At 43.3% G+C, this 16,155-nt stretch carries 10 protein-coding genes and 2 pseudogenes; 9 read left to right on the top strand and 3 right to left on the bottom strand.

From position 1 onward, the window contains the following. Nucleotides 1–83 precede the first annotated feature (83 nt). The 6 genes and pseudogenes from STRDD04_RS05030 to ftsY all read left to right on the top strand — a co-directional run. Nucleotides 84–443 carry a YbaN family protein gene (locus STRDD04_RS05030; protein WP_062199861.1) on the top strand — a complete coding sequence of 120 codons (360 nt, stop codon included), beginning with the start codon at nt 84–86 and terminating at the stop codon, nt 441–443. A 145-nt stretch (nt 444–588) separates the two neighbouring features. Then, the gene (rnc, locus tag STRDD04_RS05025) at nt 589–1,278 is read left to right on the top strand and encodes a ribonuclease III (RefSeq protein ID WP_062199859.1); all 690 of its coding nucleotides are present in this window, start codon (nt 589–591) and stop codon (nt 1,276–1,278) included. Continuing rightward, nucleotides 1,278–4,814: a chromosome segregation protein SMC gene (gene smc / locus STRDD04_RS05020; RefSeq protein WP_062199857.1), complete on the top strand. Its 3,537-nt coding sequence runs from the start codon at nt 1,278–1,280 to the stop codon at nt 4,812–4,814. Before rnc ends, smc begins: the two co-directional genes overlap by 1 nt. Nucleotide 4,815: 1 nt before the next feature. Beyond that, nucleotides 4,816–5,610 (top strand): Cof-type HAD-IIB family hydrolase, encoded by a 795-nt coding sequence (locus STRDD04_RS05015; protein ID WP_062199855.1) that lies wholly within the window; start codon nt 4,816–4,818, stop codon nt 5,608–5,610. Then, nucleotides 5,610–6,428, top strand: a complete 819-nt coding sequence (locus tag STRDD04_RS05010) for a Cof-type HAD-IIB family hydrolase (protein WP_062199853.1) — start codon at nt 5,610–5,612, stop codon at nt 6,426–6,428. Before STRDD04_RS05015 ends, STRDD04_RS05010 begins: the two co-directional genes overlap by 1 nt. A 627-nt stretch (nt 6,429–7,055) precedes the next feature. Beyond that, nucleotides 7,056–7,985: pseudogene (gene ftsY / locus STRDD04_RS11685) on the top strand (signal recognition particle-docking protein FtsY); the annotation flags it as partial. Nucleotides 7,986–8,157: 172 nt separating this feature from the next. Here the strand turns inward: ftsY and nrdF are convergent. The 3 genes from nrdF to nrdH all read right to left on the bottom strand — a co-directional run bounded on the left by nrdF (nt 8,158) and on the right by nrdH (nt 11,728). After that, complete coding sequence (gene nrdF / locus STRDD04_RS05000; protein WP_062199849.1) at nt 8,158–9,117, bottom strand: class 1b ribonucleoside-diphosphate reductase subunit beta; 960 nt, start codon at nt 9,115–9,117, stop codon at nt 8,158–8,160. A 138-nt stretch (nt 9,118–9,255) separates the two neighbouring features. Next, a complete protein-coding gene (gene nrdE / locus STRDD04_RS04995) occupies nt 9,256–11,415 on the bottom strand; it encodes a class 1b ribonucleoside-diphosphate reductase subunit alpha (RefSeq protein ID WP_062199847.1) in 2,160 nt (719 codons plus the stop codon). A gap of 94 nt (nt 11,416–11,509) precedes the next feature. Then, a complete protein-coding gene (gene nrdH, locus STRDD04_RS04990) occupies nt 11,510–11,728 on the bottom strand; it encodes a glutaredoxin-like protein NrdH (protein WP_015604561.1) in 219 nt (72 codons plus the stop codon). A 486-nt stretch (nt 11,729–12,214) separates the two neighbouring features. Between nrdH and STRDD04_RS04985 the strand changes: the two genes are divergently transcribed. From STRDD04_RS04985 to STRDD04_RS04975, 3 genes and pseudogenes are all read left to right on the top strand, one after another. Then, nucleotides 12,215–12,478: a phosphocarrier protein HPr gene (locus STRDD04_RS04985; protein ID WP_037614534.1), complete on the top strand. Its 264-nt coding sequence runs from the start codon at nt 12,215–12,217 to the stop codon at nt 12,476–12,478. Nucleotide 12,479: 1 nt separating this feature from the next. Beyond that, nucleotides 12,480–14,213 carry a phosphoenolpyruvate--protein phosphotransferase gene (ptsP, locus tag STRDD04_RS04980; RefSeq protein WP_062199846.1) on the top strand — a complete coding sequence of 578 codons (1,734 nt, stop codon included), beginning with the start codon at nt 12,480–12,482 and terminating at the stop codon, nt 14,211–14,213. Between the two features lie 163 nt (nt 14,214–14,376). Beyond that, a pseudogene (locus tag STRDD04_RS04975) lies at nt 14,377–15,797 on the top strand (NADP-dependent glyceraldehyde-3-phosphate dehydrogenase). Nucleotides 15,798–16,155 lie beyond the last annotated feature (358 nt).

Genomic DNA, 16,155 nt, shown 5'->3' with positions numbered 1-16,155 from the left:
TTTTAGCCTGTTTTTTTATCCTAGAAAGGAAGCTAAAGAATAGAAATGAAGAACGACTATGAAAATGTATGTGAGGAAACCAAATGCGCCTGATTTATTTTGTGATTGCCTGTCTATCTTTGGCCTTAGGAGTCTTGGGAATGTTTTTGCCTGTCCTACCGACGACCCCATTTTTGCTTTTGTCTATTGCTTGCTTTTCGCGTAGCTCCAAGCGGATTGAAAATTGGCTTTATCACACCAAGATGTATCAAATCTATGTCGCAGATTTTCGGGAGACGGGTTCGATTGCCAAAGAGCGCAAGAAAAAGATTATCGTGTCCATCTATATCTTGATGGGAATTTCCATTACCTTCGCGCCCATTATTTGGGTGAAAATTTTCTTATTCGCCCTGACAATCTTTATTACTTATTACCTTTTCAAGGTCATCCCAGATAAGGAATAGGCTGGGAATTACGCTAAGAAGACAAGTAAACAAGTGCGTTGGCACTTGTTTTTTGGTATAATGGTAGATAGTTCACAAAGGACATCATTTTAGAAAGTATGGATTGGACTCATGCTCTGCCTTGGCTTAGCATGAAAAGGAAACTATGGAACATTTAAAAGATGCACTGCTGGAGCAATTTGGGCTGGTATTTGAAGACAGTAGTCTGCTAGAGACCGCTTTTACTCACACCAGCTATGCCAATGAGCACCGCCTCTTAAAAATTTCACACAATGAACGCCTGGAATTTTTAGGAGACGCTGTTCTGCAGCTGATTATTTCTGAGTATTTATATAAAAAATACCCCAAAAAACCAGAAGGAGATTTGTCAAAACTACGCTCCATGATTGTTCGGGAGGAGAGTTTGGCTGGCTTTGCACGGGACTGTCAGTTTGATCATTTCATCAAGCTGGGTCGCGGTGAAGAAAAGTCAGGAGGTCGCAATCGGGATACCATTCTGGGTGACTTATTTGAGGCCTTTTTGGGTGCCCTCCTTTTGGATAAGGATGTGGAGACTGTCAAGGACTTTATTTATCAAGTCATGATTCCTAAGGTGGAAGCGGGTGACTTTGAGCAGGTGACAGACTATAAGACCAAGCTGCAGGAACTCCTGCAGGTTAATGGCGATGTGGAGATTGTCTATCAGGTTACAGATGAGACAGGGCCAGCCCATGCTAAGAACTTTGCTGTGGCTGTGTTGATCAATGGTCAGAAAGCAGGTCAGGGACAAGGCCGTTCTAAGAAACTGGCTGAGCAGGAAGCTGCCAAGGATGCATTTGAAAAGGAAAGTCACTAATGTTTTTAAAGGAAATTGAAATTCAGGGCTTCAAGTCATTTGCAGATAAGACTAAGGTGGTTTTTGACCAAGGGGTGACTGCAGTTGTTGGTCCCAATGGCTCAGGCAAGTCCAACATTACGGAGAGCCTGCGCTGGGCTCTGGGTGAGTCGAGCGTCAAGAGTCTGCGGGGCGGTAAGATGCCCGATGTCATCTTTGCAGGGACGGAGAATCGCAAGCCCCTCAACTATGCTTCGGTCGTTGTGGTTTTGGATAATCAGGACCAGTTTATCAAGCAGGCTGGCAAGGAAATCCGCGTCGAGCGCCATATCTATCGCAGTGGCGATAGCGAGTACAAGATTGACGGTAAAAAGGTCCGTCTGCGCGATGTCCATGACCTTTTCATGGATACAGGGTTAGGACGAGATTCCTTCTCCATCATTTCCCAAGGGAAGGTAGAGGAAATCTTTAACAGCAAACCGGAGGAACGCCGGGCAATTTTTGAAGAAGCGGCTGGAGTGCTCAAATATAAGACCCGTCGCAAGGAAACAGAAAGCAAGCTAGCACAGACTCAAGACAATCTAGATCGCTTGGAAGATATTATCTACGAGCTGGATAGTCAAGTCAAACCACTGGAAAAGCAGGCTGAGACGGCCAAGCGCTTTTTAGAACTGGATCAAGAGCGTCAAGAGCTCTATCTGGATGTCTTGGTGGCTCAAATTAAGTCTAATAAAGCTGATTTGACGGCAGCAGAGGCTGATTTGGAGAGCATCAAGCAGGAGCTGGCAGCCTATTATACGAAACGGGATGAATTGGAGCGTGAAAACCAAGAGATTAAGGTCAAACGGCAGGAAGTGAATCAAAAACTGTCTGACGATCAGGCCAGTCTTTTGGAGCTGACTCGCTTAATCAGTGATTTGGAACGCCAGATAGACCTAGCTAAGTTGGAATCTAGTCAGGCGGCCAGCAGCCGTTTGGAAAATGAAGAACGCTTGGCTGGGTTGAGAGAAAAAAGCCAGCAGCTGACAGCTGATATTTCCTCCAAGGAAGCTTATCTAGCTGCTTTAGCAGTTCAGCTGACCGAAAATCAAGAGGCCATGAGCCAGTTGGAGGCAGAATTGGCGGACTTTTCCGATGATCCAGACCAGCTGATTGAAAATCTGCGGGATCGTTACGTCAAGCTCATGCAAGAAGAAGCGGACTTGTCCAATGACTTGACCTCGCTAGAAAATCGACTGGAGAATGAGCGGAACCAAGCTGCCAGCAAACAGGAAGAGTTTAGTAAACTACAGGCTGATTTAAAAGCTGGTAGGGAAGAAGAAGCGGCTCGACAGGCGGAAGTGGAAGAGGCACAGGCTGCTCTTAGAGCCTTGCTAGATCAGTATCAGGAGCAGCAGGGGCAAGTCGAGAAGTTGGCGACTGCTTATCAAAATGAGCAGACCAGCATGTTTGCCCTGCTGGATGATTTGAAAAATAAAAAAGCCCGTGCAGCCAGTTTAGAAGCTATCCTCAAAAATCACAGCAATTTTTATGCAGGTGTAAAAAGCGTTCTGCAGGAGGCTGATCGTCTGGGTGGTATTGTCGGGGCAGTCAGCGAGAAATTGAGCTTCGATCCTCATTATCAGACTGCTTTGGAAATTGCGCTGGGGGCAAGCAGCCAGCATATCATCGTTGAGGACGAGGGAGCAGCGACCAGAGCCATTGATTTTCTTAAGAAAAATCGAGCTGGTCGGGCTACCTTCCTACCTCTAACGACCATCAAGACTCGTCAACTCCCTGAACAAAATCAATCTCGAATTGAGGCCAGTCCGGGCTTTCTAGGTATAGCTTCGGAGCTGGTGACCTATGAGCCAGGTTTGGACAATATTTTCCAAAATCTGCTGGGAACAACCGCAATCTTTGATACAATTGAGCATGCGCGTGCAGCTGCCCGTCAGGTACGTTACCAAGTAAGAATCGTAACGCTGGACGGTACGGAACTGCGCACAGGCGGTTCTTATGCTGGAGGAGCTAATCGCAATAATAACACAATCTTTATCAAGCCTGAACTGGACAGCCTGCTTGGAGAAATGGAGCAGCAGTCCCAGAAGCTGAAAGTTCAGGAGCAGCAAGTCGAAAGTTTGCAGTCTCAGCTATCAGAGGCCAAGCAAGCCTTGGAAGCCATCAAGTCTGAGGGTGAGCAAGCTCGCTTGACGGAGCAAAGGGTCAAGTTGGCCTACGAACAGATTGCAGAGCGGGTTGCAGAACTCAGTCAGCTGGAGCAACTGCAGGAACAAGATTTGGCTAGCCAGACTGAAGCAGCAGACCTGGCTGAAAAGAAAAAAATGGAAGAGCGGCTGTCGGCTATCGAGGCAGCAAAAACAGCCATTACTGCTGAAATCGAGCAAGTCAAGTCAAATAAAAACGCTGTTCAGGATCGTTTCGATCAGCTATCGGCTAACTTGTCTGAACTGAAATTGAAGAGCACGGAGCAGACTTCTAGCCAGCGCTTTGAGAAGAATGATTTGTCACGTTTGCTAGAGGAGAAGGCTGCCTTGGACAAGGAAGTTGCTACTTTGCAGCTTTTGATAGAGCAAAAGGAAGAAGCAGTCAGCCAGAAGGTGGATATTTCTGTCTTGGAAGAACAGCTCAAAACTGCTCAAGAGAAAAAGACAGACTTGGATCAGAGTCTCATCCGACTCAAATTTGAGCTGGACGACTTAGAGGGCCAGTCCGAGGATATTCTGGGACATTTAGACCAAGCCCGTCAGCAAAACGAAAGTCTGATTCGTCGTCAGGCTAAGGCAGAGGCAGAAAAAGAGAAATTTTCAGATGCCTTGCGTCGTCTGCTGACCAATCTGACGGATAATTACCAAATCAGCTTTGAAGAGGCTGATCAAAGAGCGCGTCCTTTGGAAAATCTTGTAGCTGCAGAAGCCCAAGTCAAAGACTTAGAAAAGGCTATTCGTGCTTTGGGGTCAGTCAATCTAGAAGCCGTTGAGCAATTTGAAGAAGTCAGCAGCCGTCTGAACTTCCTCAATAGTCAGCGAGCTGATGTTCTTTCTGCAAAAAATCTGCTGCTAGAAACCATCGAAGAGATGAATGATGAGGTCAAAGAACGCTTCAAAACAACTTTTGAAGCCATTCGTGAAAGCTTCAAGCTGACCTTTAGCCAGATGTTTGGCGGCGGTTCAGCGGACCTCATCTTGACAGAAGGCGACCTGCTGACAGCTGGGGTAGAGATTTCAGTTCAGCCTCCAGGCAAGAAAATCCAATCTCTCAAACTCATGAGTGGTGGGGAAAAAGCCCTATCAGCCTTGGCCCTTCTTTTCTCCATCATCCGAGTCAAGACTATTCCTTTTGTTATCTTGGATGAAGTTGAGGCAGCTCTGGATGAGGCCAATGTTAAGCGATTTGGAGATTATCTTAATCGCTTTGACAAAGAAAGCCAGTTTATCGTTGTGACCCACCGCAAGGGAACCATGTCTGCAGCAGACTCCATCTATGGAGTGACCATGCAGGAGTCAGGAGTTTCCAAGATTGTATCGGTTAAGTTAAAAGATTTAGAAAGTTTGTAATATGAGCATAAAATTAGTAGCAACAGATATGGATGGGACTTTTTTAGATGACAAGGGTCAATTTGACATGGAGCGGCTTAAGCAGCTGCTACCCCAATTCAGAGAAAAGGGCATCTACTTTGCCGTTGCCAGCGGTCGCGGCCTCCTCTCACTAGAAAAGCTTTTTGATGAAGTTCAGGATGATATTATCTTTATCGCAGAAAATGGTAGCCTGGTAGAATTTCAGGGAGAAGACCTATACGAGGCAACCATGCCACGGGAATTTTATCTCAAGGTTTTTGACAAGCTCAAGGAGTCTCCTTTTGTCAATGTCAATGAGTTGCTCCTGACGGGGAAAAAGGGCTGTTATGTCTTAGACACAGTCGAACCATCTTATCTGTCTTTCAGTATGTATTACAATGAAAATATCCAAAAAGTTGCGGATTTTAGTGAGATTACTGATGAGATTTTCAAACTTACGACTAATTTCAGTGAAGAAACGGTAGCCGATGGCGAAGCTTGGGTCAATGAAAATGTTGCTGGTGTTAAGGCGATGACAACAGGCTATAAGTCGATTGATATCGTGCTGGACTATGTGGATAAAGGAGTTGCTCTTGTCGAGTTGGCTAAGAAGCTAGGCCTAGAGATGGATCAGGTCATGGCTTTTGGTGATAATCTCAATGACCTGCATATGATGCAGGTAGTGGGGCATCCGATTGCTCCAGAAAATGCGCGGCCGGAAATTCTGGCAGTCGCTAAGGAAGTGATTGGCCACCATGCGGCCCAATCTGTTATGACTTACATGGAGGGCTTATAATGGCTGATATTAAATTGATTGCATTGGACTTAGACGGGACTCTTCTGACTTCTGACAAAAAGATCTCTGAAGGGAATCTGGCAGCTCTCAAAGCAGCTCAGAAGCAGGGAGTCAAAGTTGTGTTGACCACAGGGCGTCCGCTTAAAGCCATGGAATTTTTCCTGCATGAACTGGGCACCGATGGTCAGGCAGATGAATACACCATTACCTTTAATGGTGGTCTGGTTCAGCGCAATACTGGCGAAATTTTGGATAAAACAGTTTTTGCCTATGATGATGTAGCCAGGCTTTTTGAGGAGACTGAAAAGTTAGGCCTGCCTCTGGATGCTATTAGTGGCGGTCTCGTTTACCAACTTCAATCAGATCAGGAATCTCTTTATGCTGAGGTTAATCCAGCTCTAAGTTTTGAATCCATTGCTTTTGAAGACCTTTCCAGCCAGGAAACTTACAATAAATGTGTCACAGCCTTTGCTCAGGAACCCTTGGATGCAGCCATTCCTCACATTTCGCCAGAACTTTTTGACCAGTATGAGATTTTCAAATCACGGGAAATGTTATTGGAATGGTCACCTAAAAATGTGCACAAGGCGACTGGCTTGGAGAAATTGATTGCCCATCTGGGAATTGATAGAAGCCAAGTCATGACTTGTGGCGACGAAGCAAATGACCGCTCTATGATTGAATGGGCTGGCTTAGGAGTAGCGATGCAAAATGCAGTTCCTACTGTCAAGGAAGTTGCCAATGTAGTGACTCCTATGACTAATGATGAAGATGCAGTTGCTTGGGCAATTCGAAAATATGTATTGAAGGAGGACTAAAGAATGGGATTATTTGACCGTCTTTTTGGACGAAAAAAAGAAGAGCCGGCAATTGAAGAAATTGTCAAAGAAGCTCTGGAAAGTCTTGAAGAGAGTGAAACGAGCGCTGAAGAACCCCTTTTGAGTGAATCATCAGCTATGAGTTTGGTAGAAGCAGAGGAGAAAAGTGCTGACTCTCAGGAAGAGAATGTAATTCCGATTTTGGAAACTTCTGAAGCTCCAGAAGGTCTTCCTGAGGAAGCTGTTCCGTCATCTGAGGAATTTTATTCAGAGCTTGAAGAGCGTTTGGCTGAAGATCGGGTTCTCAATGAAGTGCTTGCAGACAAGGCTAAAGTCCTAACGGATGAGGCAGAAGCTGTTACAGAGGATAAAGAATTGACTGAAGCAGCACCTCAGCCTGAAGAAAGTGTAGCTCAGCTTCAAGAGCAAACTGACGCAGAGTATACAAAACCAGTAGAGACTGAAGAAAAGCCGAAACCTACTCCTTCTGTTATGGAAAGCTACTATGCAGAAGTGCAGCAAAGGATTGCCGAAGCAGCGGCTCATAATCAGGAAATTGAAGAAAAGTCTGAAGCAGTCACTCAGGAAGCTCCAGAACCGCAAAAAACTGAAACTGCAACATCTGCACCCGAAAGTGTCCAGGATAAATACGACCGTAGTCTCAAGAAGACTCGGACTGGTTTTGGAGCACGACTTAATGCTTTTTTTGCAAATTTCCGCTCGGTTGACGAAGAATTCTTTGAAGAGTTGGAAGAATTGTTGATTACCAGTGATGTTGGAGTACAGGTTGCCTCCAATCTGACTGAAGATCTGCGCTATGAAGCTCGTCTGGAAAATGCTAAGAAACCGGAAGCCCTTCGTCGAGTGATTATTGAAAAACTGGTCGATATTTATGAGAAAGATGGCCGTTTCAATGAGAAAATCAATTTTCAAAATGGTCTAACAGTCATGCTCTTTGTTGGAGTTAATGGGGTTGGGAAGACGACCTCTATTGGAAAGTTGGCCTATAAATACAAGCAAGAAGGCAAGAAGGTTATGCTGGTGGCAGCAGATACCTTCCGAGCAGGAGCCGTTGCTCAGCTGGCTGAATGGGGTCGCCGAGTGGATGTTCCTGTTGTAACAGGTCCAGAGAAGAGCGATCCTGCCAGTGTCGTTTTTGATGGTTTAGAAAGAGCGAAGTCTGAAAATATTGATGTGCTCATGATTGATACGGCTGGTCGTCTGCAAAATAAAGATAATCTCATGGCAGAGCTGGAGAAAATCGGTCGGATTATCAAACGAGTCGATCCAGCAGCTCCGCATGAAACTTTCCTAGCGCTAGATGCTTCAACTGGTCAGAATGCGCTAGTTCAAGCCAAGGAATTTTCAAAAATTACTCCGGTCACTGGCATTGTCTTGACGAAGATAGACGGGACGGCCCGTGGTGGAGTCGTCTTGGCTATCCGTCAGGAATTGGATATCCCAGTTAAGTTGATTGGTTTCGGTGAAAAAATTGATGATATCGGTGAGTTTAATTCTGAGAACTTCATGAAAGGGCTTTTGGAAGGCCTGATTTAGAACTGCCCATACTGAAAATAGGCTCTATAAGGTCTTACCAAGCGAGATCTATTTATTTAAGGTCTATATTTTGTTATTCTTGGAAATTTTTGGCATACTCATAATAAAAAAGCGGACAAATTTATTTTTTGTTCGCTTTCTCTATGATTAAATAGTTTTAATTTAGAAAATGTTATAAACCGTAATTATAGTCATCATCTTGCATGGCTTCAACTTCACCAAGGAGGTAACCATTTCCGACTTGAGAGAAGAAGTCGTGATTAGAAGTTCCTGTTGAGATTCCGTTCATAACGATTGGGTTGACATCATCAGCTGAATCTGGGAAGAGTGGATCTTGTCCTAGGTTCATAAGCGCCTTATTGGCATTGTAACGAAGGAAGGTTTTAACTTCCTCAGTCCAGCCAACACCGTCATAGAGGCTTTCTGTATAGCCCTCTTCGTTCTCGTAGAGGGTATAGAGCAGGTCGTACATCCATTCTTTAAGTTTTTCTTGCTCTTCTTCAGGTAATTCGTTAAAACCAAGTTGGAATTTGTAACCAATATAAGTTCCATGGACAGACTCATCACGGATGATCAGTTTGATGATTTCCGCAACGTTAGCCAGCTTGTTATTACCCAGATAGTAGAGCGGAGTGAAGAAACCAGAGTAAAAGAGGAATGTTTCCAAGAAAACGCTGGCTATTTTCTTTTCCAGAGCTGTACCGTTCAGGTAAATTTCGTTGATAATCTCTGCTTTCTTTTGCAGGTATGGATTGGTGTTGGTCCAAGCAAAGATTTCATCAATTTCTGACTTGGTGTTAAGCGTAGAAAAGATAGAAGAGTAAGACTTGGCGTGAACGGACTCCATAAATTGGATGTTGTTGAAGACAGCTTCCTCATGTGGTGTACGGATGTCTGAGCGAAGAGCCTGTACACCAGTTTCAGATTGCATGGTATCAAGAAGGGTCAACCCACCAAAGACTTTTCCTACCAAGTCTTTTTCTTTGTTTGAAAGCTTTCTCCAGTCGTCTAGGTCATTTGACAGAGGGATACGAGTATCGAGCCAGAATTGCTCCGTCAGCTTTTCCCAAGTTGATTTGTCGATGACATCTTCGATGGCATTCCAGTTTATAGCTTTATAGTAAGTTTCCATGATAATCTCGCTTTAAATTTTTAATACTTGCTTATGTCGTGAAGGAAACTGTTTCCTTCAGCAACATTGCGATAGGCTTTTTCAAAAATTGCTTATTTGGTTGAATTTGAGTGACCTAGTTTGGCAATTCGTTAATTGCTAAATCACACAGCTTTCACATTGGTTAGCGCCTACTTCGCCGCCATCATCAGTAAAGGTGCGGACGTAGTAGATGGACTTGATTCCCTTGTTGAAGGCGTAGTTGCGCAGGATAGAAAGGTCGCGGGTTGTTTGCTTGCTTTCTTTTTTCCACTCGTAGAGGCCTTTAGGAATATCGCTGCGCATGAAGAGAGTTAGGGAGAGACCTTGGTCCACGTGCTCAGTTGCAGCTGCGTAGACATCGATAACCTTGCGCATATCCATGTCGTAGGCAGAAGTATAGTAAGGAATGGTTTCAGTTGACAAACCTGCCGCAGGATAGTAAATCTTACCGATTTTTTTTTCCTGACGTTCTTCGATCCGCTGGGTAATTGGGTGAATTGAAGCAGAAACATCGTTGATGTAGCTGATAGAGCCATTTGGTGCAACTGCTAGGCGGTTTTGGTGGTAGAGGCCATCAGCCTTGACCTTGTCGCGCAACTCTGCCCAATCCTCTGCAGATGGGATAAAGATGCCTGCGAAGAGTTCTTTGACACGGTCAGACTTAGGTACAAATTCACCCGTCAGGTATTTGTCAAAGTAAGTGCCGTTGGCATAGTCAGATTTTTCAAAGTTATGGAAGGTCACACCACGCTCGCGAGCGATATTGTTAGACTCAACCAAGGTCCAGTAGTTCATAAGCATAAAGTAGATGCTGGTGAACTCTACAGCTTCCGCTGATCCATAATCAATCAACTGCTGAGCCAAGTAACTGTGCAGTCCCATAGCTCCCAGTCCAAAGGTATGCGCTAGGCTGTTACCATGGTCAATCGAAGGAACAGCTGTAATGTGTGAGCTGTCAGTGACAAAGGTCAGGGCGCGTGTCATAGTCCTGATGGATTTTCCAAAGTCAGGCGAAGTCATCATGTTGACAACGTTGGTAGACCCTAAGTTACATGACACATCTGTTCCTAGGTGAAGATACTCTTGCGCATCATTCAAAAGGCTAGGCTCTTGAACTTGCAGGATTTCTGAGCAAAGGTTACTCATGATGATTTTGCCATCGATTGGATTTGAACGGTTGGCAGTATCGATATTCACGATATAAGGATAGCCAGACTCTTGCTGGAGTTTAGAAATTTCTGTTTCCAAATCACGGGCCTTGATCTTGGTCTTAGTGATATTTGGATTAGCGATCAATTCGTCGTATTTCTCTGTGATGTCGATATAGGCAAATGGCACTCCGTACTCGCGTTCAATAGAATATGGGCTGAAGAGGTACATTTCTTCATTTTTACGCGCCAATTCGTAGAATTTATCTGGAATCACGACTCCGAGCGAAAGGGTTTTAACCCGAACTTTTTCGTCGGCATTTTCTTTTTTAGTAGAAAGGAAAGCGATGATATCTGGGTGGAAGACGTTGAGGTAGACGACCCCAGCTCCTTGACGTTGCCCAAGCTGGTTTGAGTAAGAGAAGCTGTCTTCGAAGAGCTTCATAACAGGCACAACGCCAGACGCAGCTCCCTCATAGCCCTTGATAGGGGCGCCAGCTTCCCGCAGATTGCTGAGGGAAATACCGACCCCGCCTCCGATACGAGACAATTGCAGGGCAGAGTTGATGGATCGGCCGATAGAGTTCATATCGTCTGTCGCTTGGATGAGGAAGCAGGAAACCAACTCACCACGACGAGCCCGACCTGCGTTGAGGAAGCTTGGTGTCGCTGGTTGATAGCGTTGGTGGATGATTTCATTGGCAATATCCTTGGCAATAGCTTCGTCTCCGTTGGCAAAGTAGAGGGCGTTGAAAAGTACGCGGTCTTCCATACTTTCTAGATAGTACTCACCGTCGTTAGTTTTCAGAGCATATTGGTTGTAGAACTTATAGGCTGCCATGAAAGATTTAAATTTGAAATCTTGAGCATGGATAAAAGCAGCTAACTCTTCAATATATTCAGGAGAATAGAGCTGGATAAATTCTTTTTCCAAGTAGTTTTCTTCAATTAAATACTGAATTTTTTCAGTAATAGAAGCAAACTTCATCGTGTTTGGTTCAACATTTTCTTTAAAGAAGGCATCCAAGGCTTCTTTATCTTTGTGAAGCAGGATTTGCCCATTGACTGGACGGTTGATTTCATTATTTAGGCGGAAGTAAGTCACATCTTCTAAGTGTTTGAGTCCCATAATTTTCCTTTTTCTAAGATGGTTTTTGTTTTTACAAAATAAAGGGCCCCTACGAATAATAGGAGCGGCAATCTAGCTCTAAGTGTTGATAAAATTATGATAATTTTTTTAATTTACCAGGCTGGAAACCAGAAAACGCTTCAGTTGGTGTTTGGATAACAGGCGCTGCATTAAAACCAAGGCTTTTGACATGGTCGATGTATTCTGGTTGCTCATCAAGGTTGATTTCGCGATATTCCACATGGTTGGTATCAAGAAAACGCTTGGTCATCTTGCATTGGACACAATCGTTTTTGGAGTAAATAGTCACCATTAAATGATTCCTCTATGCTTTCATTTTCTTAAATTTTAATCTGAACCTAGTATATCTAAAAGCGGGTTAGATGTCAACAGTTTTGAACTAAATCTTGTGCATGCTTTTATTATTCATCAAATCCGAATACAAGATATAGTGTTTTTGGAAGAAGGTTGGAAATTATGCAAAATAGAAAAAAGCATTGTCTCGAAAGTAAAAGCAGAGCTACAGAGAAAGCGTCTGATTGAACTTATTCTTCAAAAATGGTGTTTAGAACTACCGTTCAGTGAGAAGACAAACAGAAAGTATAGAGAGTGAACAGACTAGAAATACAGAAAGGGTAAGTCTAAGAAACAATATAATAAGAGGTGTTTTCAAAAAAATAGAAATAATTTGTAAGCGCGCCATAAAATTCTTGAAAAAGATTTCAAAAGATGTTATAATACCAAGTTGTAAGGGTTATCACAATAACTCAAAAAGAATTATTTAAAGGAGAGTCTAACTATGGCTTCTAAAGATTTCCACATTGTGGCAGAAACAGGTATTCATGCACGTCCAGCAACCTTGTTGGTGCAAACTGCTAGCAAATTTGCTTCAGATATTACGCTTGAATACAAAGGCAAATCAGTAAACCTTAAATCAATTATGGGTGTTATGAGCCTTGGTGTTGGTCAAGGTGCAGACGTAGTTATCTCAGCTGAAGGTGCAGATGCAGATGATGCAATTGCAGCTATCACAGAAACAATGGAAAAAGAAGGATTGGCTTAATATGACAGAAATGCTTAAAGGAATTGCAGCATCTGACGGTGTTGCCGTTGCTAAGGCATATCTATTAGTTCAACCGGATTTGTCATTTGAGACTGTTTCAGTCGAAGATACGAATGCAGAAGAGGCTCGTTTGGATGCAGCTTTAGAAGCGTCTCAAAACGAGCTTTCTGTTATCCGTGAGAAAGCAGTAGATAGCCTTGGTGAGGAAGCAGCTCAAGTATTTGATGCTCACTTAATGGTACTCTCTGACCCTGAAATGGTTGGTCAAATCAAAGAGACAATTCGTGCTAAGAAGACCAATGCAGAAGCTGGTCTGAAAGAAGTCACAGACATGTTTATCACTCTCTTTGAAAATATGGAAGATAACCCATACATGCAAGAGCGTGCTGCGGATATCCGCGACGTAACCAAACGTGTTCTGGCAAATCTTTTAGGTAAGAAGTTGCCAAATCCGGCTTCTATCAATGAAGAATCAGTCGTGATTGCTCATGACCTGACTCCTTCTGATACAGCCCAATTGGACAAGAAATTTGTTAAAGCTTTTGTAACCAATATTGGCGGACGGACAAGTCACTCTGCTATTATGGCGCGTACGCTTGAAATCGCAGCAGTATTGGGAACCAATAATATTACTGAACTTGTAAAAGATGGGGATATCATTGCAGCTAATGGTATCACCGGTGAAGTTATCATCAACCCAACTGACGAGCAAGCAGCAGAATTCAATGCAGCTGGTGAAGCTTATGCTAAACAAAAAGCGGAATGGGCTCTCTTGAAAGATGCTAAAACAGTGACTGCCGATGGCAAACACTTTGAACTCGCAGCTAACATCGGTACACCGAAAGATGTAGAAGGTGTGAATGCGAATGGCGCTGAAGCCGTAGGTCTTTACCGTACAGAATTCCTTTATATGGATTCACAAGACTTCCCAACAGAAGACGAGCAATACGAAGCTTATAAGGCTGTATTGGAAGGCATGAACGGAAAGCCAGTTGTTGTCCGTACTATGGACATCGGTGGAGATAAGGAACTTCCTTACTTCGATATGCCACACGAAATGAACCCATTCCTTGGTTTCCGTGCTTTGCGTATCTCTATCTCTGAAACTGGTGACGCTATGTTCCGTACACAAATCCGCGCCCTCTTGCGCGCTTCTGTACATGGACAATTGCGTATCATGTTCCCGATGGTTGCTCTCTTGACAGAATTCCGCAAGGCTAAAGCAGTTTATGAAGAAGAAAAAGCTAAATTGATTGCTGAAGGCATTGCTGTAGCTGATAATATTCAAGTGGGTATCATGATTGAAATTCCAGCAGCAGCAATGTTGGCTGATCAATTTGCTAAAGAAGTAGACTTCTTCTCTATCGGTACCAATGACCTAATCCAATACACAATGGCAGCTGACCGGATGAACGAACAAGTTTCATACCTCTATCAACCATATAACCCATCCATCCTTCGCTTGATTAACAACGTTATCAAAGCTGCTCATGCTGAAGGTAAGTGGGCAGGTATGTGTGGAGAAATGGCTGGCGACCAAACAGCTGTGCCACTTCTTGTTGGCATGGGCTTGGATGAGTTCTCTATGAGTGCGACTTCTGTCCTTCGGACACGTAGCCTTATGAAGAAATTGGATACTGTGAAGATGCAAGAACTTGCACAGCGCGCTTTGACTGAGTGTGCAACAATGGAAGAAGTTCTTGAACTTGAAAAAGAATATCTTGATTTTGATTAATAAAAGAAGAGCGTAAATCGCTCTTCTTTTTTCTTTAAAGTTGCATAAACAAGGAGCAATGATTCAAATTGTAAAAATTTTCTATAAATTTACAGTTTTTGCTTGAAATTTTCTGAAAATTTGCTAAAATATAAAACAATAACTTTGATGGAGGGGAATTTTGATGCAATATAAAAATTATATTAATGGAGAATGGAAAAGTTCCGAAAAGGAAATTACTATTAGTTCTCCAATCAACAATGAAGTCCTCGGAACAATTCCTGCCATGACTCAGGCAGAAGTTGATTATGCTATGGCGCAAGCGCGTGCTGCTCTTCCTGCTTGGCGTGCTCTTTCAGCGGTAGAACGTGCAGCATATTTGCATAAAGTTGCCGATATTTTAGAGCGCGATCAAAAAAAATTGGCGAAATTCTTGCAAAAGAAGTTGCAAAGGGAATTAAGGCCGCTATTGGCGAGGTAGTTCGTACAGCGGATCTCATTCGCTATGCAGCGGAAGAAGGAATCCGTATTCATGGTCAGGTGCTGGAAGGTGGTGGCTTTGAAGCAGTAAGTAAGAAGAAGCTGGCCGTTGTTCGTCGTGAACCTGTTGGTGTTGTTTTAGCGATTGCGCCCTTTAACTATCCGGTCAACCTTTCAGGTTCAAAAATTGCTCCAGCTCTGATTGGTGGAAATGTTGTCATGTTTAAACCACCGACACAAGGTTCAATTTCTGGTCTTCTTTTAGCCCAAGCTTTTGCGGAAGCTGGCCTCCCTGCTGGTGTTTTTAATACCATCACTGGGCGTGGATCAGAAATCGGCGATTATATTATTGAACATAAAGAAGTTAACTATATCAATTTTACGGGGTCAACTCCTATTGGAGAACGAATTGGTCAACTGGCTGGCATGCGGCCGGTTATGCTAGAATTAGGTGGTAAGGATGCAGCGATAGTTCTGGAAGATGCAGATCTTGAGCGTGCAGCCAAGCAAATCGTCGGTGGAGCTTATAGTTACTCCGGTCAGCGCTGTACAGCTATTAAACGGGTCATTGTCATGGATAGTGTAGCAGATAAATTGGCGGCGTTGATTCAGGCAGAAGTAGAGAAACTGACGGTTGGTGATCCCTTTGATAATGCAGATATCACTCCAGTTATTGATAATGCCTCAGCAGATTTCATTTGGGGATTGATTGAAGATGCTCGAGAAAAAGGGGCTCTGCCTTTAACTGAAATGAAACGTGAAGCAAATTTGATTTGGCCTGTCTTGTTTGACAACGTTACACTTGATATGAGACTAGCTTGGGAAGAACCTTTTGGTCCGGTTCTTCCGATTATTCGCGTGGCTTCCGTAGAAGAAGCTATCGAAATCTGTAATCAGTCTGAATTCGGTCTTCAATCTTCAGTGTTTACAAATGATTTCCCTAAAGCATTTGAAATTGCTGAAAAATTGGAAGTGGGTACGGTACACATTAATAATAAGACTCAGCGCGGTCCAGATAATTTCCCATTCCTTGGTGTGAAAGGTTCTGGCGCAGGGGTACAAGGGATCCGATACAGTATCGAAGCAATGACACAAGTGAAATCCATCGTGTTTGATGTGAAATAAAGAAGAAAGGCGGCCTTGTGCGGCCTTTTTATGTATGTGAAAGCTAATGTTTAACAAAAATGGTTTCGAAAGAAATATGTAAATTTACATATTGGTCTATATCATTATGAAAGTTTTCAACAATTTGTAGAACATATTTTTAGCGGAAAAAGAATGAGAAGGTGATTTTGTGTCGAAAGGGAGGCAATTTCCTTGCACTTTCCCCCTATTTTTCCTTAATGTTCGATTTTTGTAATTTTCCGTAATGATTTTTGAGTAAGTGGTAAGAGTTTTTAGAATAATAAATAATCCTGTATTTATGAGGAGAACGGAGAAATCTGTTCTCCTTTTTTGTTCGTTTAAAATCTCATAAAGAAGG

This window comes from Streptococcus sp. DD04 (assembly GCF_001578725.1).
Classification (GTDB): Bacteria; Bacillota; Bacilli; order Lactobacillales; family Streptococcaceae; genus Streptococcus; species Streptococcus sinensis.
Note: the sequence above shows the minus strand (reverse complement) of the source record. Positions and strands in the feature narration are given on the sequence as shown.